Here is a 16,708-nt window from a genome sequence, read left to right on the forward strand (position 1 = left end):
GTGGCTTGGAAGAAGCGAACGGTGCAGCCGGCAGCAGTGTGCTGGGTACTACCGGTGATGATACCTTTGCTGCCAGTGGCGAAGCTGGAAAGGTCAGTCAGAAAGGTTTGACGTATAGCAACATCACTTTGGTGGACGCGGGTACCGGAATAGACACCTTGACGGCCAGTGATGGTCATACCTGGACGTTAACCGGTGTCGACAATCAACTGAGTGAAGATGGCATTACTTACTCCAATATGGAAGTGGCGGATGCTACAGATGCTACTATCCTCGGGCAGGATGATACTAATGAAACCTTTGAAATAGGACTTACTGATCAGAGTGTGGAAGTAAACGGTCTGATATTTAACACAGTATCGAATGTTGATGGGGGTAGCAGTTCTGGTGACATTGTACAGTCCAATAGTCTTCGGGACTGGACCTTAACCGGTAACAGTAAAGAATTGCAGGCTGCAGCAATCACCTTTTCGGAGATTGAGTTTGCAGAATTCGATGCCGCCATAACTGGAATGTCAAAGTTGATTGGTTCATCTCTCGATGATTCTTTTGATGCCTCAGATGCACAAAATAATATTATTACTGGAAATGATATCCAATTTACTCAGACTTCTTCTGTAGAGGCTGGTTTAGGTAACGATTCCGTATTGAGTGATGCCTCAGAAAACTGGGTGTTAACCGGTGTTAGTGGCGGCGTAACAGTAAATAGTGTCCAATTCTCAGATATCGAGTCTGCAGGTGCAAAAAATGGTACCTCACAGACCAGTCTAATAACCGGTTCATCGAGTGATGAGTTATTTGTACTGGATACGGCCAATAATACAACTACAGTCTCCGGTATTACTTTCGATCATATAGGAGCCGTAGATGCTGGTGGCGGTGCAGATACAGTCGATAGTGGTGCTGTAAATAACTGGCAAGCAGTGGAACAAGGCGGAAGCCAGGTGAACAACAGCATTGAGGCAGAAGTGAACAGTGTCTGGGTGTTGTTTGCCAATGTTGAAGAGGTCTTGAATGTAGGTACCTACACTGGGCCATCAATAGGTGCAGATTATACCTTGACCGATGTCAACACTCTGACTTTGGGTGGAATCAGTTTGGATGGTGTGACGACACTGAATGCAGGTTCTGGCAACGATACGTTGTATGGCCTAAATCTGGATACCACCTGGACAGTTAATGGTCAGTCCGGAAGTACACAGCATCTCAATTTTACCGGTATTGATTCTGTTCGGGCTGGCTCTGGCAATGATGTTTTCACGTTCAATAGTGGAACAAGTGGTGACATTCATACCGGTGCCGGCAATGATATTGTCAATTTGAATGGCGGTTCGGTTGCTGGATTGTATCTTGAAGAGGGATCGGATCAGGTCTTTATCAACAGTAGCACTTCATCAGCCACCATTCTTAATGGTGGCTCAGGGACAGATTTATTGACTTCCAATGTCAGTGATTTGACCTGGAAAATTACCGGAGATGTCAGTCAGACCAATTATGTTGGTGATTATGCGTTTACCGGCTTCGAGAATTTGATGAACGGTACCAATCAAGTCATTGTAGATTCCGCTATTGCCGCTGTATTTAATACGAACCGCGTTTCATTTACCGGGTCGGGCATGAATCTGGGGTTCTCAGCGTCAGGGGAAATCCTGTTTACCAGCAGTTATCTTGGCGGAACAGCTATCAGTGGTTCTGTGTCTGCCGACTCTCTGGAGATTACCAGTGCTTCGGATATTAATCTGGAAACTGATATCAATACGTTGAATGTACAGGCTTCGGGGGGACGCTCCATCAATGTTGATATCCAGGAAGCAGACGATCTGATGATCGGTCAGGTTTATGCCGGAACTGCAGGAACTATCTCGTTATCCTCCATGGGGCTTGGAGAATTAACCGCAGAAACTCGTGGTGTTACACACCTGACAGCGAATGTTGTGAATCTCGGGACAGAATTGTCTCGGTGGGCTGCTATAGGTGAGCAGTTAAATCCTTTGCGAATGGAGGTGGGAAACAGTGTCAATATTGTATCTCTGAGCTATGTGGATCCAGAGTTTGTGAATGGCGCACCGACTTTGAATGCAACGGGTGACCGCTTGGAATCTCTGTCTGGTGCGATAGCGTCTCAAGGCTTGAAAAGTGCGGTTCAGAACGGGGTGGTAGAATTTACTCAAGTTGATCCGGCGATCTTCAGTGAGGTCAGTTCGTACAGTATAGGCGCCAACTCAGTAAATTCTCCAGAGTACAAGTTGGTCGCAGGTGAGCTGATTGCAGCTGGAGCCATTGCCAGTGCTTCTGGTGATGTCGATAAAGATAAAAAAACACTGACTGAAGATTAACAGACTCTTTAACAAAGAGTGGGTCTGACCAGTATCGATTTTGTCTGGTCAGACAGTGAATGACAGGAAAATGGATTATGAATACTCAGGCAATTCTAACGCCAGAAGGTTTGATCAAGGATGATGTTGTGGATGTGACTCTGCTTGGTTACAAGGATATGCAGACCAATTTTTTATCTACATTGATCAATAATGAACTCAATATGCGCTGTGAAATACAGTCTTACAGTAACTCTGAAAGCTATCAGGATATGATACTTGGTCAGCTCACCCTGGTGGATTGCAAGTATGTACCTCTGGACGATATTGATTTGTTTTTTGACAGTAAGTGTAGCGATAGCAGTCGGGTTGCGTTGATTAATGTACAGACCAACGAGGACTACGAAAAGCTGGCACTCTGGCCGCAGGTAAAAGGTATGTTTTATGAGACGGTTAAGCAGGATGTGTTGATATCTGGCTTAAAGGTTCTCTTAAACGGTGGAGATTGGCTGCCTCGTCATGTCATGCAAAGGTTGATCGATGAGTATCGTAGTGCGCCCAAGCGTCCACGAAACAATGTCAAATTGACTCGCAGAGAGCAACAAATTCTGAAGATGTTATTGGATGGCTCCACTAACCTGCAAATTGCTGAAGTACTTGAGGTGAGCGAATACACTATCAAGAGTCATCTTTATAATGTATTCAAAAAAATCGATGTCAAGAATCGTATTCAGGCGTATAACTGGGCTCAGCTTCATCTCAGTGATGGCTGAGCTATTTGCAGGTTAAGGTATCAAAGCTAAGTCCCTTATGTGAGGTTCATGGCTTTTAAGTTCTCAAAACGTGTTAAAACCCGCTCTCGGGCATCCTTGTAATCAATGATCGGCTGAGGGTAGCCCAAGCATTTGCGCAGTTTTTCCGGCGGGTTATGGATCGATTTAGAGTCAAGTTCGCCGAGTTCGGGGACAAATTTCCGAATGAATGATCCATCAGAGTCAAACTTTTCCGATTGCCGAACAGGGTTGAATACTCTGAACCAAGGTGATGCGTCACACCCGGTCGATGCGCTCCACTGCCAGCCCCCATTGTTTGACGGAAAGTCTCCATCAATCAACTGACTCATAAAGTAACTCTCACCTATATGCCAATCTTCCAGTAACAGCTTGGTGAAAAAGCTCGCTGTTAGCATTCTGAGTCGATTGTGCATCCATCCTGTCTGATGCAGCTGGCGCATTGCTGCATCTATAATCGGAAATCCGGTTTTACCCAGCTTCCAGGCCTCGACCAATTGAGCATTATCTTCCCAGAGTAAAAACCGTGTTTCTGGTTTAAAAGGTTGATCTCTACTCAGAGAAGGAAAATTCAGCATAAGGTAACGATAGAACTCACGCCATGCTAATTCTCTTAACCATGGGTCTTCCAACCAGTCAGTACCGTAATGTGCGTGCGTTTCCTGGATCAATTGCACGCAATGACGAGGACTGATAGCGCCACTGGCCAAATAGGGTGACAGTATGCTGGTGCCGTGTATTCCTGGAAAGTCTCTTCGCTCAATGTAGTGGTGGAGGCGTTCATTGCAAAACTTTTGCAAACACTCAAATGCGGCAGATTCTGTACCTGGCCATAAATCGTGCCTGTACGTGTCACTTCCAGGCAGCTCGATAGGGTGGGTAGGTGAGGCTATCGGAGCACCTTGAGCAGCGGGCTCGGGAAACAGTTCAACTGGATGTTGTGCCAGACGATTCAGCCATAATCGATACCAAGGGGTAAAGACCTTGTAGACACCACCTTGCTGAGTTCTTAGCTGCGCTTGGGGAACAATAAACTCGTTCTCGCAGGGATGGCAGACAATGTCAGCTGTGTGAAGGTGTTGAGTTATTTGTTGATCTCTTAACCGTTCATTGTGAGGGATTTCGCTGTTGAACCAGAGGTCACTGATTTGGTGTTTTTGACAATATTCAAAGATTAATTCAGGAAGATCGTTGAATCGATCTGCTCGAATAACTTCGAAGGAAATTCCCAACTGGTGTAAGCGCTGTTGAATATTGGTAAGCAGCTGGCTACGAAGCCCCAGCTTGGCAGGTGCTTCGTGGTGTTCCTGCCATTGCTGAGGTGTTGCACAGTAGACCACTCTTGTACCTTGCCCCGTCTGGCAGGCAAGGTACAAGGCCGGGTTGTCAAACAATCTTAAATCTGTACGTAACCAAACTAAATTCATGAGTAACCTGATGTCTTTTTATGTGTCAAATTTCTGCAGTGGTCTTATATATTGTTTCTTAGCCCCAGATCATCAGGATAGGGATGCCAATAATACTGAGATTTCAGGTAATGCTCCAAAGGACGCCCCTGACGGTGTTTTTTGCCACTATCTTGTGGGAGGGTTTCGTGCCTGTTTTCGGGACCTCCGAATTGTTCAATGTAATGCTGCAGCAAGGTCACAGGGGTAATCAGAGGAAGCTTTCCTTCCCGATAACGGAGAATGGTCGAGACAATGTTTTGTCTCGCTGAACTGTTGACAGATTTTTTCAGATACCCGAGCAGATGCTGCAGTACATTGCAGTGGCCAGCCCGACGGGCTGGAACCGCCAGAGTTTCCATCATCCGTACAAAATACAGATTAATCACTTGCTCAACGGGTTGCTTTTCTGCGTTGGCGACCAGTCTTCCAAGCTTGCGGTACTCTTGTTGATTGTGAGCCATGATTAAATACTTATAGCGGCTATGAAAATCAACGAGTGAGCTCATTGTGGGGTTGCTCTGTACCGTGTGGCGGAAACGGTGGTGGGCATAAACCCGCAAGATAAAGTTTTCCAGTAGATGTGGATCGTGCAGACGTCCTTCTTCTTCCATTGGAAGTTGAGGGTACCGCTGTTGCAGGGCACGAGCGAAAATTCCCTGGCCTTTTTCGTTATGTGGGTAACCGTTGTCTTGATAGACTTTGACTCGTTCCAGTCCACAGGATGGAGAGTTTTTCATCAGAATGTAGCCGTCCAGTTCACTGAAGCTTTCCATCTTATGCTGGAAACCGTTGATCAGCTGTTCGGTCAGCGATTGAGAACTGTCGCCATCGCTGTAAATCAGGTCCGGTTGTTTGGGATCGCCAGCCAGTCTCATCGTAGGGCGCGGGGTACCGAAACCGGCACTGACTTCTGGACAGAAAGTCACAAACTGAAAATACGGACTCAAGCCTTTGAGGCACAGGCTGGATTGACTATGACCGCCGTTATAACGAACGCTCTGACCTGCCAGACAAGCACTTAAACCGACCAAAATGTCAGATGTAGGCTTCTCCGATGGATGGTTAGAGGTGCCCTGTGGAGTATTTGAAGATGCAGTGCGTTGATTTGTCATGCTGATGCCTCCGGCTCATTGCTATACGTTTTCTATTTTTGTACAACTTTTTTGGTTGTGCAAATATTATTTTTGTATAACAATTGTCTTGGCTGGTGGTGTAAGTGATGGGTAAGCGGTATTTTTAAAGCAAAATCAAATGCTTACACCAAATTGAGAAACTGATGAAACGACGAAAATACGACAATGACTGTGGATAAACCGGCTGAACCCGATACAGAAACCTTCCCAATACGGGTTTTAAGTGAGAAAACACAAGTCAATACGGTGACTCTCAGAGCCTGGGAACGCCGTTATGGCCTTTTAAAACCCATGAGAACAGGTAAAGGACACCGACTTTACACCAGTGCGGATGTGTCGAGAGTCCGGCAAATTCTGGCCTGGATCAACCGCGGCGTTTCGGTGGGACAGGTGAAAAGCCTGCTGGATACGGATTCATCTTCTGCTCTAGCGAGCGCCTCTCGAGCGGAGTCGGAAGAGGTGGACCCACATTGGGAGGCCTTGATTGATCAGCTGGTTCTGGCCGTTGAGCAAGTAAACAGCGGCCGAATACAACACCTTTTACAGGATGTTCTGATTCAGTATCCGATTCAGTTGTGTGTCAGCCTTTGGCTGGCGCCTGTGATGGAAAGGCTGCAGGAGCGACGAGCCGGGAGGGCTGGCATGGCAGCATCTGGAGCCGCCAGGGCTCTGCTGCAAAGCGAGTTGATTCGCTACGCGTTACTGAGGCTGGAAGGGCATAAATCGACAAATGGTCAGAGCGTGTTACTGGTGTTTGGTGAACAGAGTGAAGGCTGGCGCCTGGCCATGACGGGCTTACAGTTCGTTGATTCCGGTTTTGGCGTCTTTTTTGTTAACCAACCCTGCAGTGTCGAAGCCAGTGTCACGTTGATCCAGTCTTCAGGGGCTGACCTTTCGATCTTTTTGCAGGACGGTCGATTTAGTCCGGCTGATGAGGACATTCTGGAGCAAGTTGCGGAGGATAAAAGCCTGTATCTGTGCGGCTCGGCAGGGATTCTGTCCAGTCTGGGGGAGTCTGTGCAGGTATATAGGTCCACTGAAGAGTTAATGGATCAGGTGTTGTTTAAGGCCAGATAGTTCAGGTCAAAGCCTGCATCAGGCAGTTATTGAACTTAATGCGGAGTTGCCTACCTAAATAGTCACGAAGTGGTTGATGATCTTCAGGTGACTATGAGCATTAAAGTTTCTGCGAACAAGTGGCCGTTTAGAGACTTCTTGACTGCGAGCTGGTTGATGATTCTGTTTCTCGGGGCAGCCTGGGCAATAGCGGGTGAAGAACGTGACTCTTCATCATCGGTCATGATCTTCGACAGCGGAACGCAACAGGTCAATTTACTCGAGCTCTACAGCTCTCAGGGATGCAGTAGCTGCCCCCCCGCAGAACAGTGGATATCTCTTCTCAAGTCGGATAAGCGCCTTTGGGAAGAGTTCATCCCGTTGGTTTTCCATGTGGATTACTGGGATTATCTGGGCTGGAAAGATCCCTATGCCAGTTTGAGACATTCTCAGCGGCAGCGTATGTATCAGTTGCATGGACACACAAAGGCCGTGTACACACCCGGTTTTATACTTTCAGGAAAAGAATGGACCGATTGGTTCCGTACCCGCTCTTTACCAGAGTTTCCTAAAGAGATTGCGGGTCAGCTAACCGTCAAAGTTAGCGGCGATGAACTGCAGGCAAAGTTTATCCGCGATAAAGACAATCGCGGGTTGGTGTTAAATGTTGCTCTGTTGGGCTTTGGTATTGTGACGGATGTCGGGCAGGGGGAAAATAAAGGCATGAGATTACCACAGGATTTTGTGGTGCTAGAGTACAAGTCCTTTAACTCTAACTCGGGAATGTGGAATATTCCCATGCCCGAAACGGATTTTCACGGCAAGTCAGCTGCTGTCTTTTGGGTTAGTCAGGGCAGTGATCCTGCGCCTCTCCAGGCAACCGGTGGATGGCTGCCTGTGGACTAAACCGTCACTTTTCGTAAACAGCAAAGGCTTCCTCTACCACCATGCTGTGCCGCATAGCCAGTGCTTTCCGGTCATTGTCATACCCGCCGCCAATCACCGTGGCAACCGGCAGTCCCTTTTCATGACATATCTCCAGAATGGTTCGTTCTCTTTGGCGTATTCCGTCGAGGCTGATATTGAGCAACCCTAAAGGGTCTCCCTCGTAAACATCCACGCCCGCATCGTAAAAAACCAAAGCTGGTTTGGCTTTATCAATAGCTGTCAGAAAGGCCTGTTTTACAATTTCCAGATAGGTGTCGTCTTCCGTTCCTTTGGGTACTTCTACATCCATATCGCTGGTGGCTTTGCGGGCTGGAAAGTTCTTGTCGCAATGAACTGAGCAGGTAAAAACCCGGGACTCATGTTTCAGAATGTTTGCCGTTCCATCACCCTGATGGACATCGCAGTCAAAAATCAGGATGGAAGGGCGGGCCAGCTGTGACTGACGCTGTGAATGAAGGATTCCAAGAGAGGCCACTGCCAGATCATTCAGAATACAGAAGCCTGAGGCTTCAGTTCTGTGGGCGTGATGCGTGCCTCCGGCAAGGTGACAGGCGATGCCATGTTGTAACGCCAGGCTGGCTGTGAGCAGGGTGCCGTTAGGCGCAATCAGTGTTCGCCGCATGAGCGCAGGTGACCACGGCAAACCCATACGGCGAATCTCTTGTGGGCTCTGTTTATTGTGAATAAACCGATCCAGATAATCAGGGCAATGTGCCAGTTCCAGCAAGGATTGTCGGGCCCGGCCAGGGCGGAAGGTATTTTGCTCGGTGGCAAGTCCGCTTTCCTGCAGGCGCTGATGCAGGAGTCGGAATTTCGCCATGGGGAAGCGGTGCTTATGCGGGAAATCAAAGCTGTATTCAGGGTGATAGACCAGAGGCAGCGTCATCTGCAGTTATTTTCCTGTTTTGGCTTTGATTCGGATACTGGCAGTGTGCTCTTCGCCAGGTGCCAGCTGCAATGTGTTATCGGCGGTATTACCCCTCTCTACGCACACAAAGCCTGTGTAATGTTCTGCGCCAATATCGGCCATGTTTGTCGCCAGCTCTTTACCTGGATTCCAAACAATGGCGCTGTGGCAGTTGTCCGCTTCGACGGTGAGTTGATGTCCTTCGCAAGACAATTGCTGTGTTGATGGAACCGAGACATACACCCGATCCACCTCGCCGGTAAAAAAAAGATTACCCAACTGAAGTTTGCGGCGCTTATGAGTGGGGTAGCTTTCAGAGTCTTCCAGATCTGTATTGTCCAGATATTCACATTGATCCAGCCCGGTTACCTCTGCAGAGGCTACATTGGCTACTGGATGATAGCTGTGCAGGGCCCAGCTCAGAGGGAAACTGTCGCGGCCGGTATTGTTAACCCTAAGCTGAATATCAATCGTATCGCTCAGTGTCATGATCAGTTGAGCCGTGAAACTGCCTTCGAAAAGAAGAGGTTTCTGATCAAGAGATGAAGACGGATAGTCCAGTTCCCAGGTGAGCTGTGTGCAACCAGAATGGATGGCTTTGGCGTCAATCAGAGACCAGAGCCGATTTCTGGCAAACCCATGCTGGGGTTTGGCAGCGTCGGATGCGTGCGGGCCAAACCATGGCAGACAAAGTGGAATCCCGCCCCTGATGGCCTTTCCGTTCTTGAAAATTGCTGTTGGGCTCAGCCAGAGAAGATCTGTGGCTGGCAGCCCCCTGGCAGACAGAGAGCTGAAGGTGAGCAGTTGTGCCCCTTGAAACGCGATGGAGGCAATGCACTGATCGTTTTTGACCACAAGTAAAGGCAGGGCGTCTTCATTTTGACGATCAGGATACAATGCTTGACTGTTACTCAGTCTTACGTGGGCGCACTCCGACAAGATGGGGTTGATTTTATCCAGGTAGTTGTCGGTAAAGTGTGTGATAGAAGACATAGCCTTTCCTTGCGTTAGGTCGGGCTATGTTAATGGCTATGTGGACTCAATTGAAGGTGTAGCTTGGTATCTTTGACCGAGAGTGACAAGTAAGCCTTAATCGCGGTTAAACACATCCGGCTCTACATCGGGTCTGGGTTCCGTGTAGTTGAGCCTAAGCATGAAGTCTTCCTGTTTGCCGAGATAGATAACAATGCCACTTCGCCCCTCATCAAGGTTGTTAACCACTTCAAACTTTTGCTTTTGCAGTAAAGTAGACTCTTTTTTGGGCTTTTTGTCCGGACGCCCCATCACGATCACTTCTTCGATATCTGAGTTTGCTCCATCGGGCAGGGAAACGTGGATTTTTACCGTTTTTCCATCTTCCATTTGCTCGACAGACTCGATTCGGGCCCCCGTTTTACCTTCCTGATGACCAACGGTTGGCTGAAGAACATCTGTTTCCAGTGAGGGTTTGGGTTTTACGGTGGTTGTGGTTATTTTCTGCTCATCAGCTTGCGCCTGGCTGAACACCAGGGCGAATACAAAGCAAATCAATGAAAGCACTGATACCCGGCGATTACGCAGAAAACCGGAGAGGGGAAACGGGAATGTGAAAAGGGTTCTGGTCATGACTGAACTGTAAGCCTCTATCGCTTGAAATAGGTCACCGCCAATATAAGAAACACAGTTGCAGCGACTACTTCAACAATAGTACATCCATGGGCTAATCCCAAATTCATCTCATAAGTACCGACGCTAAGCATGCATTGGTTTAGAGGTAATCGTTCTAAATTGGTGTTCGGTCAGTTGGTTACACTCTAGGTATGCAGCGCCCATTTGATCGCTGCTTATGCATCCAGACAGGAGCGGAATATGTTAAGCATGACATTTCGGTTTACAACAGAGTGTGAACTGACCCTCGAAGGCAACAGTTATGAAGAAATTTATCTGCAATTTAAAGATTTTCAGCATGGAGTCCCCGGTGTTCAGGAACGTGGAGTCCTAAAAGCCTATCCTCCTGAAACGGATCAGATTTTCTTTCAGTTGGATAATAATGGCAGTTTGCAGGAAATTCCGTACTTTAAAGGCAGTTTTCAAGAGGATATTGCCGAGCGTTGCCAGGCTAAGGCGTTGCAGGCTGAACCGGCCAGCGTCCCGCTTATCACACTCCCCAAACAGGTTACTGACCGGATTCCGGACGTATACTGGTAAGTTTTACCATCAGTTGGGCAACGGAGTTCTGGCAGCACTGCCTGTTCATAATCAAATAGATTAAAGGCCCGCAGGCAACACATTGCTTCATGTCGACATCAGGGAAGGTGTCGAATCGGCAATTTTTTTGGGATTCTGTTTCTGTGGGGTGGCGTGTTATTCTGACGGGCTGTATTCAAATGTAATTGTGTCAGTACTGTGGTTATCAGTTCCTGGCGCTATGGAACCGGCCCCACATCTATGCGTAGTATGAGAACCGACGTCGCCATCGGCGATGTAAGTTGGACAACCCTCAAATCCCTGATTCCTTTTCTCACTGAGTTCAAACAGCGCATGGCGGCAGCTCTGTTATGCCTGGTTCTGGCTAAAGTGGCCAGTGTCGGACTGCCATTTATCTTGAAGCATATCGTCGATGATCTGGACCATATTTCCGAGCTGGGGACAGTAGTGGCCATCCCTCTGGGGTTGCTGCTGGCTTATGGACTGGTTCGTTTTTCCAATGTCTTGTTTGGTGAGTTAAGGGATACCCTGTTTGGACGGGTCACCGAGCGTGCCATGCGCCGGATTGGGCTAAAAGTGTTCAACCACCTCCATTCACTGGATCTGGACTTTCATCTCAATCGCCGCACTGGAGGTTTGTCCCGTGATATTGAGCGAGGTACAAACGGAATAGCCTTCCTGCTTCGTTTTATGGTGTTCAATATTGTCCCCACACTTCTGGAAATCGGGATGGTGATTGGATTATTACTCTGGAATTATCAGGTGTGGTATGCCGTCATCGTAGGGGTGGCAGTGGTGTGCTATGTGGCCTATTCGATAATGGCCACCGAGTGGCGTACCCGTTTTGTAAGGGAGGCCAATCAGGCAGAGTCCCAAACCAGTACTCGCGCCATCGACAGTTTGCTGAACTATGAAACTGTCAAGTACTTTACTAACGAAGAGTACGAGGCCAGACATTACGATTCTGAGTTGGCTGATTGGGAGCAGGCGCGTCGCAAGAATCGCCTGTCTCTATTTGCCTTAAACGGCGGTCAGGCTTTTGTTATTGCTGCAGCCATGACTTCGGCAATGGTTCTGGCTGCCAGAGACGTCTCTCTGGGGGCTATGACTCTTGGCGATTTTGTCCTGATCAACGCGTTTATGATGCAAATTTTTATGCCTTTAAACTTTCTGGGGTTTGTCTACCGGGAAATGAAGGGATCAATGGCAAACATCGAGAATATGTTTCGCTTGATGGATGTTGCTCCCAAGGTGACGGACCGCCCGCAAGCAGTTGGGCTTGAAGTCATTGGTGGGGAGGTGGAGTTCAAGGATGTCTCTTTTCGTTATCACAATGAACGCCCCATACTCACTGGAGTGAGTTTCAAAATCCCGGCCAAAAGCAAAGTGGCGGTTGTCGGTAGTAGCGGGGCGGGCAAATCCACTTTGGCAAAAATACTGTTTCGTTTTTATGACGTGGAAAGAGGGGCGGTTTTGATCGATGGTCAGGATATACGGTCTGTCACCCAGAAATCCCTGCGTCAGGCGATAGGTGTTGTACCACAGGATACCGTTTTATTTAATGTTTCGATTTTTGAAAATGTGCGTTACGGCAAGGTTGATGCTTCAGATGTCGAGGTGTGGGAAGCGATCCGCATGGCTCATCTGGAAGAGTTTGTAAAGCAATTGCCAAATGGCGCTGACACCATTGTGGGTGAGAGAGGGCTGAAATTGTCTGGAGGCGAAAAACAGCGGGTAGCGATTGCAAGAACCCTCTTGAAGAGACCTCCAATCATGGTGTTTGATGAGGCCACTTCGTCACTGGACAGCCGTTCAGAGCGGATCATTTTACAGGCTATCGCAGAAATCTCTCGCCAGCAGACCAGTCTGGTGATTGCTCACCGCTTGTCGACGATTGTGGATGCAGACAATATTGTGGTGCTCGATCAGGGGCGGGTGGTAGAGCAGGGCCGTCATGAAGAGTTGCTGCGACATAATGGCCATTATGCTCGATTGTGGCGGATTCAACAGGAAGAACCCGCAGAGGAAATGTTGTGACTCAGGAGTTATTCCACAGTTTCAATATCAAACAGAATTTCCAGGTCATGTTCGTCAACCCATTCGCGTAGCCGCTGGATGGCTTTCAGGACCTGATTTAGCTCAGCATTGAGTGAATCATACTCGCCTTTGATTAAGAGGTTGTCCAGGGTTGCGCAGGCTTTTCTGAGTTCAGGGACACCGCAATAACAACAGCCTCCATACAGTCTGTGTACTCTTTCCTGGAGCTCATTCCAGTTTTCCTGCTGGTATAACTCAGTTATGGCCTCACTGTCTTCTGGCAGGCCCTCAGCAAGTTTGCTCAGCATGTCCCGGGCGAGATCATTTTTACCATTGCACAGGTGTAAGGCTTCCTGCAGGTTCATGATCGAGCTTTGGGGGATGTGGTTTTTAGAAACCAGGTTGGCAATGTCGTAATTGGCATCCGAAGAAGAACCCGGAGTGATATGCAGCCAGTGCTTGAGTGCATGGATAAGCTGATCTTCACTCACAGGTTTGCTAATGCAGTCATCCATTCCTGCTTCGAGAATCTTGGTCTTTTGCTCGTTGATATTGTGTGCGGTCAGAGCAATGATCGGAACATGCTGGCTTGAGTGTTCCTTGTCGCGAATGCGGCGAGTGGTTTCCATGCCATCCATTCCGGGCATTTGAACATCCATAAAAACCAGATTAACCGCATGATTATCAATAATTTCGATAGCTTCCCTGCCATTTGTGGCTTCATGTACAGACACCCCTAGGCTGCTTAAAAACGTACTGACTAACTGCAGGTTTGCCGGGTTGTCATCTACGACCAGAACCGATGCGGATGTGTGACGAGCCGGTTTGGTATCAATGTTTGTTGGGGTGGTTTTGAGTGTATCGCAAAGCACTTGGTAAAGGTGCTCGTAAGACAGCGGGAGAAATAATAGATCAGCGCCGGTATTCTGGAGGGTGTCGTCGTACGCCATAGGGCTATCAGGCAAAACGGCAAGAATGGTTGGAGGCACTTTGCTGTTTTTATTGAGCAGGTTCAGGTCACCGGATGTGACACTGCCTTCGCGAGCCATAACAAAGACAAAGTCAGCAGGGCTATCGCCAATCTCGACATTCTGACTGCTGTCGTTCAGGGCACAGTAATAGTTCCTGAGGGCGTCGGTTGACTCAAAACTGCGGCTTTCAACCCCCCAGAGTGAGAAGTATTCTTCAAGCTGTTGTTCTATCCGGGGGTTGTCGACATGGATAAACGCACGCTTGCCCTTGAGTTCGGTTTGGCGAGAGGCAATTAGCGTCTGTTGTTTCGAAAGTGGCAGGGTAAACCAAACAATCGTACCTTCCGCAGGTCTGCTGTCTATGCGGATAGTGCCGCCCATTTTTTCAACCAGTCCCTTGGCAATGGCAAGGCCAAGGCCTGTTCCGCCACGTGCACGGCTGTCTGAGGCGTCCGCCTGCTTAAAGGGTTCGAAGAGAAGTTCCCGCTGATTGGGGTCAATGCCGATGCCGGAATCCTTGACGCTGATTTTAATCCGGGCAGTTTGTTCTGAGTCTTCTATTAAATGTGAATGAACAACAATGTCGCCACTGTCTGAAAACTTGATGGCATTACTGACAAGATTGATCAGGATCTGTTTAATGCGCAGCGCGTCTCCCAGCAGATGTTGGGGCACGTCTTTATCGCTGGTGGCAATCAGGTACAGCTGTTTTTCGCTGGCGCCAGGGGCAAGGATCTGTAATGTCTCTTCAATGACTTGTCGTAAGGTGAAAGGGGTGTAATCCAGAGACAGTTCGTCTTCTTCCAGTCTGGAAAAATCGAGGATGTCGTTAATGATCGTCAAAAGTCCCTGCGATGAATGGGCAATGGTACGCAGATACTCTCGTTGCTGTGTTGTTAGCGGACTTTTCAGCAGCAGGTTGGTGAAGCCCAGAATACCGTTGATTGGAGTGCGAATTTCATGGGTGGTGTTGGCCAGAAATTCGGATTTTGCACGGTTGGCGGCTACCGCATTCTTGCGGGCAATATCGAGTTCAATGCTCTGTATCTCTACAGTTTCCAGGGTTTCTTGCAAATCTGAAGTGGCCTGGTCCACCTGTTGACGGATGTTACTCTGGGTCTGTTGCAGTGACTTGCCGAGTTCATTGATTCCGTTGGCCAGGTTCTGCAGTTCAATACAGCCGGAAACCAGCGTGCGACTTTCATACTTTTGTCGATTGAAGTCCTGTAGCGCTCGCTGGGCGTTATGCAGCGGTATTTCAATTTCACGAGTCAGTCTCCAGGAGAGAATCATGAGAACGATGGAGGTGGCCAGAATGCCAAATAGTATGATTGCGGCGTTTTTGTAGTGCCGAATATTGAGGTTACTTTTGTTCAACGACACAACCAGCCAGCCCAGCTGGATAACCTGGTTCGCGTTCTTGTAGTCGAGTACCGGTACGCTGTAAAAGTAGGTTTCACCATGACGCCAGTGATGTGGCTTGTCGGTCAGGTTGGGAAAAATATCTTTATCAGGACGTTTACCCAGTTGGATAGTTGGCTGCCCCTGGGGATCGAACAGATAAACGCCACGCACATTGGGCATTTCCAACAGGTCGCCAAAGGTTTCGGTGATATGCTGGGTGTTATTGGTGGAAATTGAGTGCTGTGTGAGGCTCTCCAGCCAGCGGATAGCCATCTCAGTTCGTTTGTGGCTGAGGTTTTCGCTGTCTTGGATTTGTAGTAATGCATAGCCAATGCCCGCGAGGGTGATGCAAATCAGTACAGGTAAAACGCTTAGCTGCTGTATCTTGAACGCTAAACTTTTGGGGGAAATGGGCAAATGCACCTGAAAACTCCTGTAGGGCGATTTTTCGTCGTTTGACGGCTACCAACTGTAAATTATTACTATATTGGGCTCAGAGGGTGCTGGATCCTTTGCTTTGCCCTGAGTGCGTTTTAATTGCAGGTTCCACCATACCATATTCGGCGCTAAAATAGACCGCCGCGTCACACAGTTACCGGCCGTTTTACGGCTTGAAGGATATTATGGATTACCCCACCGTCGAATCTTGCATCGGACAAACACCACTGGTGCGTTTGCAGCGCCTGCCAGGCAATACCTCCAACACAATTTTAGTTAAGCTGGAGGGCAATAATCCGGCGGGTTCCGTCAAAGACCGTCCTGCACTGTCCATGATAGAGCGTGCTGAGCAGAGGGGGGATATTCGTCCCGGAGATACGCTGATTGAGGCTACCAGTGGCAATACTGGCATTGCGCTGGCTATGGTTGCCGCGATCAAGGGGTATCGTATGGTATTGATCATGCCGGATAACATGACCTCTGAGCGAAAAGCCGCCATGACGGCTTATGGTGCTGAGCTGATACTTGTTACTCAGAAGCAGGGTATGGAAGGTGCCCGGGATCTGGCCAAGACCATGGAAGCTGAGGGTAAAGGGAAGGTGCTTGACCAGTTTGGCAATGGTGATAACCCTCTGGCTCACTATTACTCAACCGGCCCCGAGATCTGGCAGCAAACCGGAGGTGAAATCACCCACTTTGTCAGTTCCATGGGAACAACTGGCACGATTATGGGGACTTCCCAGTATTTGAAAGAGCAGAATCCAGCCATTGAAATCATTGGCCTGCAACCCGAGGATGGCGCGAGTATTCCGGGCATTCGCCGATGGCCGAAAGAATATCTGCCCAGTATTTTTGATGAAACCCGTGTCGATCGGGTTATAAACATGGGGCAATCAGAAGCCGAAGAGACCATGAGGGCTCTGGCTCAGCGTGAAGGCATATTTTGTGGTGTATCCAGTGGTGGTGCTGTAGCCGGTGCGCTGCGTTTAAGTCAGCAGGTAGAAAACGCGGTGATTGTGGCCATTATTTGCGATCGTGGAGATCGTTATCTGTCATCCGGCTTGTATAGCTGA

The 16,708-nt window shown here is 48.5% G+C and carries 13 protein-coding genes; 7 read left to right on the forward strand and 6 right to left on the reverse strand.

From position 1 onward, the window contains the following. Together KOI40_RS14870 and KOI40_RS14875 are read left to right on the forward strand one after the other, a co-directional pair. A partial coding sequence (locus tag KOI40_RS14870; RefSeq protein WP_216098329.1) for a beta strand repeat-containing protein occupies window positions 1-2,336 on the forward strand: 2,336 nt, incomplete at its 5' end. A 77-nt stretch (window positions 2,337-2,413) separates the two neighbouring features. After that, on the forward strand, window positions 2,414-3,088 hold the full coding sequence (locus KOI40_RS14875) for a LuxR C-terminal-related transcriptional regulator (RefSeq protein WP_216098330.1): 675 nt from the start codon (window positions 2,414-2,416) through the stop codon (window positions 3,086-3,088). 35 nt (window positions 3,089-3,123) lie between these two features. On the opposite strand, the gene phrB is transcribed toward KOI40_RS14875, so the two are convergent. After that, window positions 3,124-4,533 (reverse strand): deoxyribodipyrimidine photo-lyase, encoded by a 1,410-nt coding sequence (gene phrB, locus KOI40_RS14880; protein WP_216098331.1) that lies wholly within the window; start codon window positions 4,531-4,533, stop codon window positions 3,124-3,126. A 44-nt stretch (window positions 4,534-4,577) separates the two neighbouring features. After that, window positions 4,578-5,666 carry a YbgA family protein gene (locus tag KOI40_RS14885; RefSeq protein ID WP_216098332.1) on the reverse strand — a complete coding sequence of 363 codons (1,089 nt, stop codon included), beginning with the start codon at window positions 5,664-5,666 and terminating at the stop codon, window positions 4,578-4,580. Window positions 5,667-5,852: 186 nt separating this feature from the next. Between KOI40_RS14885 and KOI40_RS14890 the strand changes: the two genes are divergently transcribed. Both KOI40_RS14890 and KOI40_RS14895 read left to right on the forward strand, forming a co-directional pair. Beyond that, entirely contained in the window at window positions 5,853-6,764 is a 912-nt protein-coding gene (locus KOI40_RS14890) for a MerR family transcriptional regulator (RefSeq protein WP_216098333.1), read from the forward strand. Between the two features lie 93 nt (window positions 6,765-6,857). Then, complete coding sequence (locus KOI40_RS14895; protein ID WP_216098334.1) at window positions 6,858-7,649, forward strand: DUF1223 domain-containing protein; 792 nt, start codon at window positions 6,858-6,860, stop codon at window positions 7,647-7,649. Between the two features lie 4 nt (window positions 7,650-7,653). Here KOI40_RS14895 and KOI40_RS14900 read toward each other — a convergent pair whose 3' ends face one another. The 3 genes from KOI40_RS14900 to KOI40_RS14910 all read right to left on the reverse strand — a co-directional run bounded on the left by KOI40_RS14900 (window position 7,654) and on the right by KOI40_RS14910 (window position 10,203). After that, window positions 7,654-8,577, reverse strand: a complete 924-nt coding sequence (locus KOI40_RS14900) for a histone deacetylase family protein (protein WP_216098335.1) — start codon at window positions 8,575-8,577, stop codon at window positions 7,654-7,656. A 6-nt stretch (window positions 8,578-8,583) separates the two neighbouring features. Next, on the reverse strand, window positions 8,584-9,591 hold the full coding sequence (locus KOI40_RS14905; protein WP_216098336.1) for a D-hexose-6-phosphate mutarotase: 1,008 nt from the start codon (window positions 9,589-9,591) through the stop codon (window positions 8,584-8,586). A gap of 96 nt (window positions 9,592-9,687) precedes the next feature. Then, complete coding sequence (locus tag KOI40_RS14910) at window positions 9,688-10,203, reverse strand: hypothetical protein (protein ID WP_216098337.1); 516 nt, start codon at window positions 10,201-10,203, stop codon at window positions 9,688-9,690. A 243-nt stretch (window positions 10,204-10,446) separates the two neighbouring features. Here KOI40_RS14910 and KOI40_RS14915 point away from each other — a divergent pair, with 243 nt between their 5' ends. Beyond that, entirely contained in the window at window positions 10,447-10,785 is a 339-nt protein-coding gene (locus KOI40_RS14915; RefSeq protein ID WP_216098338.1) for a hypothetical protein, read from the forward strand. Between the two features lie 240 nt (window positions 10,786-11,025). Beyond that, on the forward strand, window positions 11,026-12,822 hold the full coding sequence (locus KOI40_RS14920; protein ID WP_216098339.1) for an ABCB family ABC transporter ATP-binding protein/permease: 1,797 nt from the start codon (window positions 11,026-11,028) through the stop codon (window positions 12,820-12,822). An 8-nt stretch (window positions 12,823-12,830) separates the two neighbouring features. Here KOI40_RS14920 and KOI40_RS14925 read toward each other — a convergent pair whose 3' ends face one another. Continuing rightward, window positions 12,831-15,620, reverse strand: coding sequence for a response regulator (locus tag KOI40_RS14925; RefSeq protein ID WP_216098340.1), 2,790 nt, complete (start codon window positions 15,618-15,620; stop codon window positions 12,831-12,833). Window positions 15,621-15,820: 200 nt separating this feature from the next. On the opposite strand from KOI40_RS14925, the gene cysM reads away from it, so the two are divergent. Then, a complete protein-coding gene (gene cysM / locus KOI40_RS14930; RefSeq protein ID WP_216098341.1) occupies window positions 15,821-16,708 on the forward strand; it encodes a cysteine synthase CysM in 888 nt (295 codons plus the stop codon).

The organism is Pseudomaricurvus albidus (assembly GCF_018863235.1).
In the GTDB taxonomy this organism is placed as follows: Bacteria; Pseudomonadota; Gammaproteobacteria; order Pseudomonadales; family Cellvibrionaceae; genus Pseudomaricurvus; species Pseudomaricurvus albidus.

Excerpts from the sequence above, each read along its gene's own strand:
- KOI40_RS14905 (WP_216098336.1), bottom strand. The coding sequence starts at position 9,591 with ATGTCTTCTATCACACACTTTACCGACAACTACCTGGATAAAATCAAC.
- KOI40_RS14885 (WP_216098332.1), bottom strand. The coding sequence starts at position 5,666 with ATGACAAATCAACGCACTGCATCTTCAAATACTCCACAGGGCACCTCT.
- KOI40_RS14915 (WP_216098338.1), top strand. The coding sequence starts at position 10,447 with ATGTTAAGCATGACATTTCGGTTTACAACAGAGTGTGAACTGACCCTC.
- KOI40_RS14895 (WP_216098334.1), top strand. The coding sequence starts at position 6,858 with ATGAGCATTAAAGTTTCTGCGAACAAGTGGCCGTTTAGAGACTTCTTG.
- phrB (WP_216098331.1), bottom strand. The coding sequence starts at position 4,533 with ATGAATTTAGTTTGGTTACGTACAGATTTAAGATTGTTTGACAACCCG.
- KOI40_RS14910 (WP_216098337.1), bottom strand. The coding sequence starts at position 10,203 with ATGACCAGAACCCTTTTCACATTCCCGTTTCCCCTCTCCGGTTTTCTG.
- KOI40_RS14920 (WP_216098339.1), top strand. The coding sequence starts at position 11,026 with ATGCGTAGTATGAGAACCGACGTCGCCATCGGCGATGTAAGTTGGACA.
- KOI40_RS14890 (WP_216098333.1), top strand. The coding sequence starts at position 5,853 with ATGACTGTGGATAAACCGGCTGAACCCGATACAGAAACCTTCCCAATA.
- cysM (WP_216098341.1), top strand. The coding sequence starts at position 15,821 with ATGGATTACCCCACCGTCGAATCTTGCATCGGACAAACACCACTGGTG.
- KOI40_RS14900 (WP_216098335.1), bottom strand. The coding sequence starts at position 8,577 with ATGACGCTGCCTCTGGTCTATCACCCTGAATACAGCTTTGATTTCCCG.
- KOI40_RS14875 (WP_216098330.1), top strand. The coding sequence starts at position 2,414 with ATGAATACTCAGGCAATTCTAACGCCAGAAGGTTTGATCAAGGATGAT.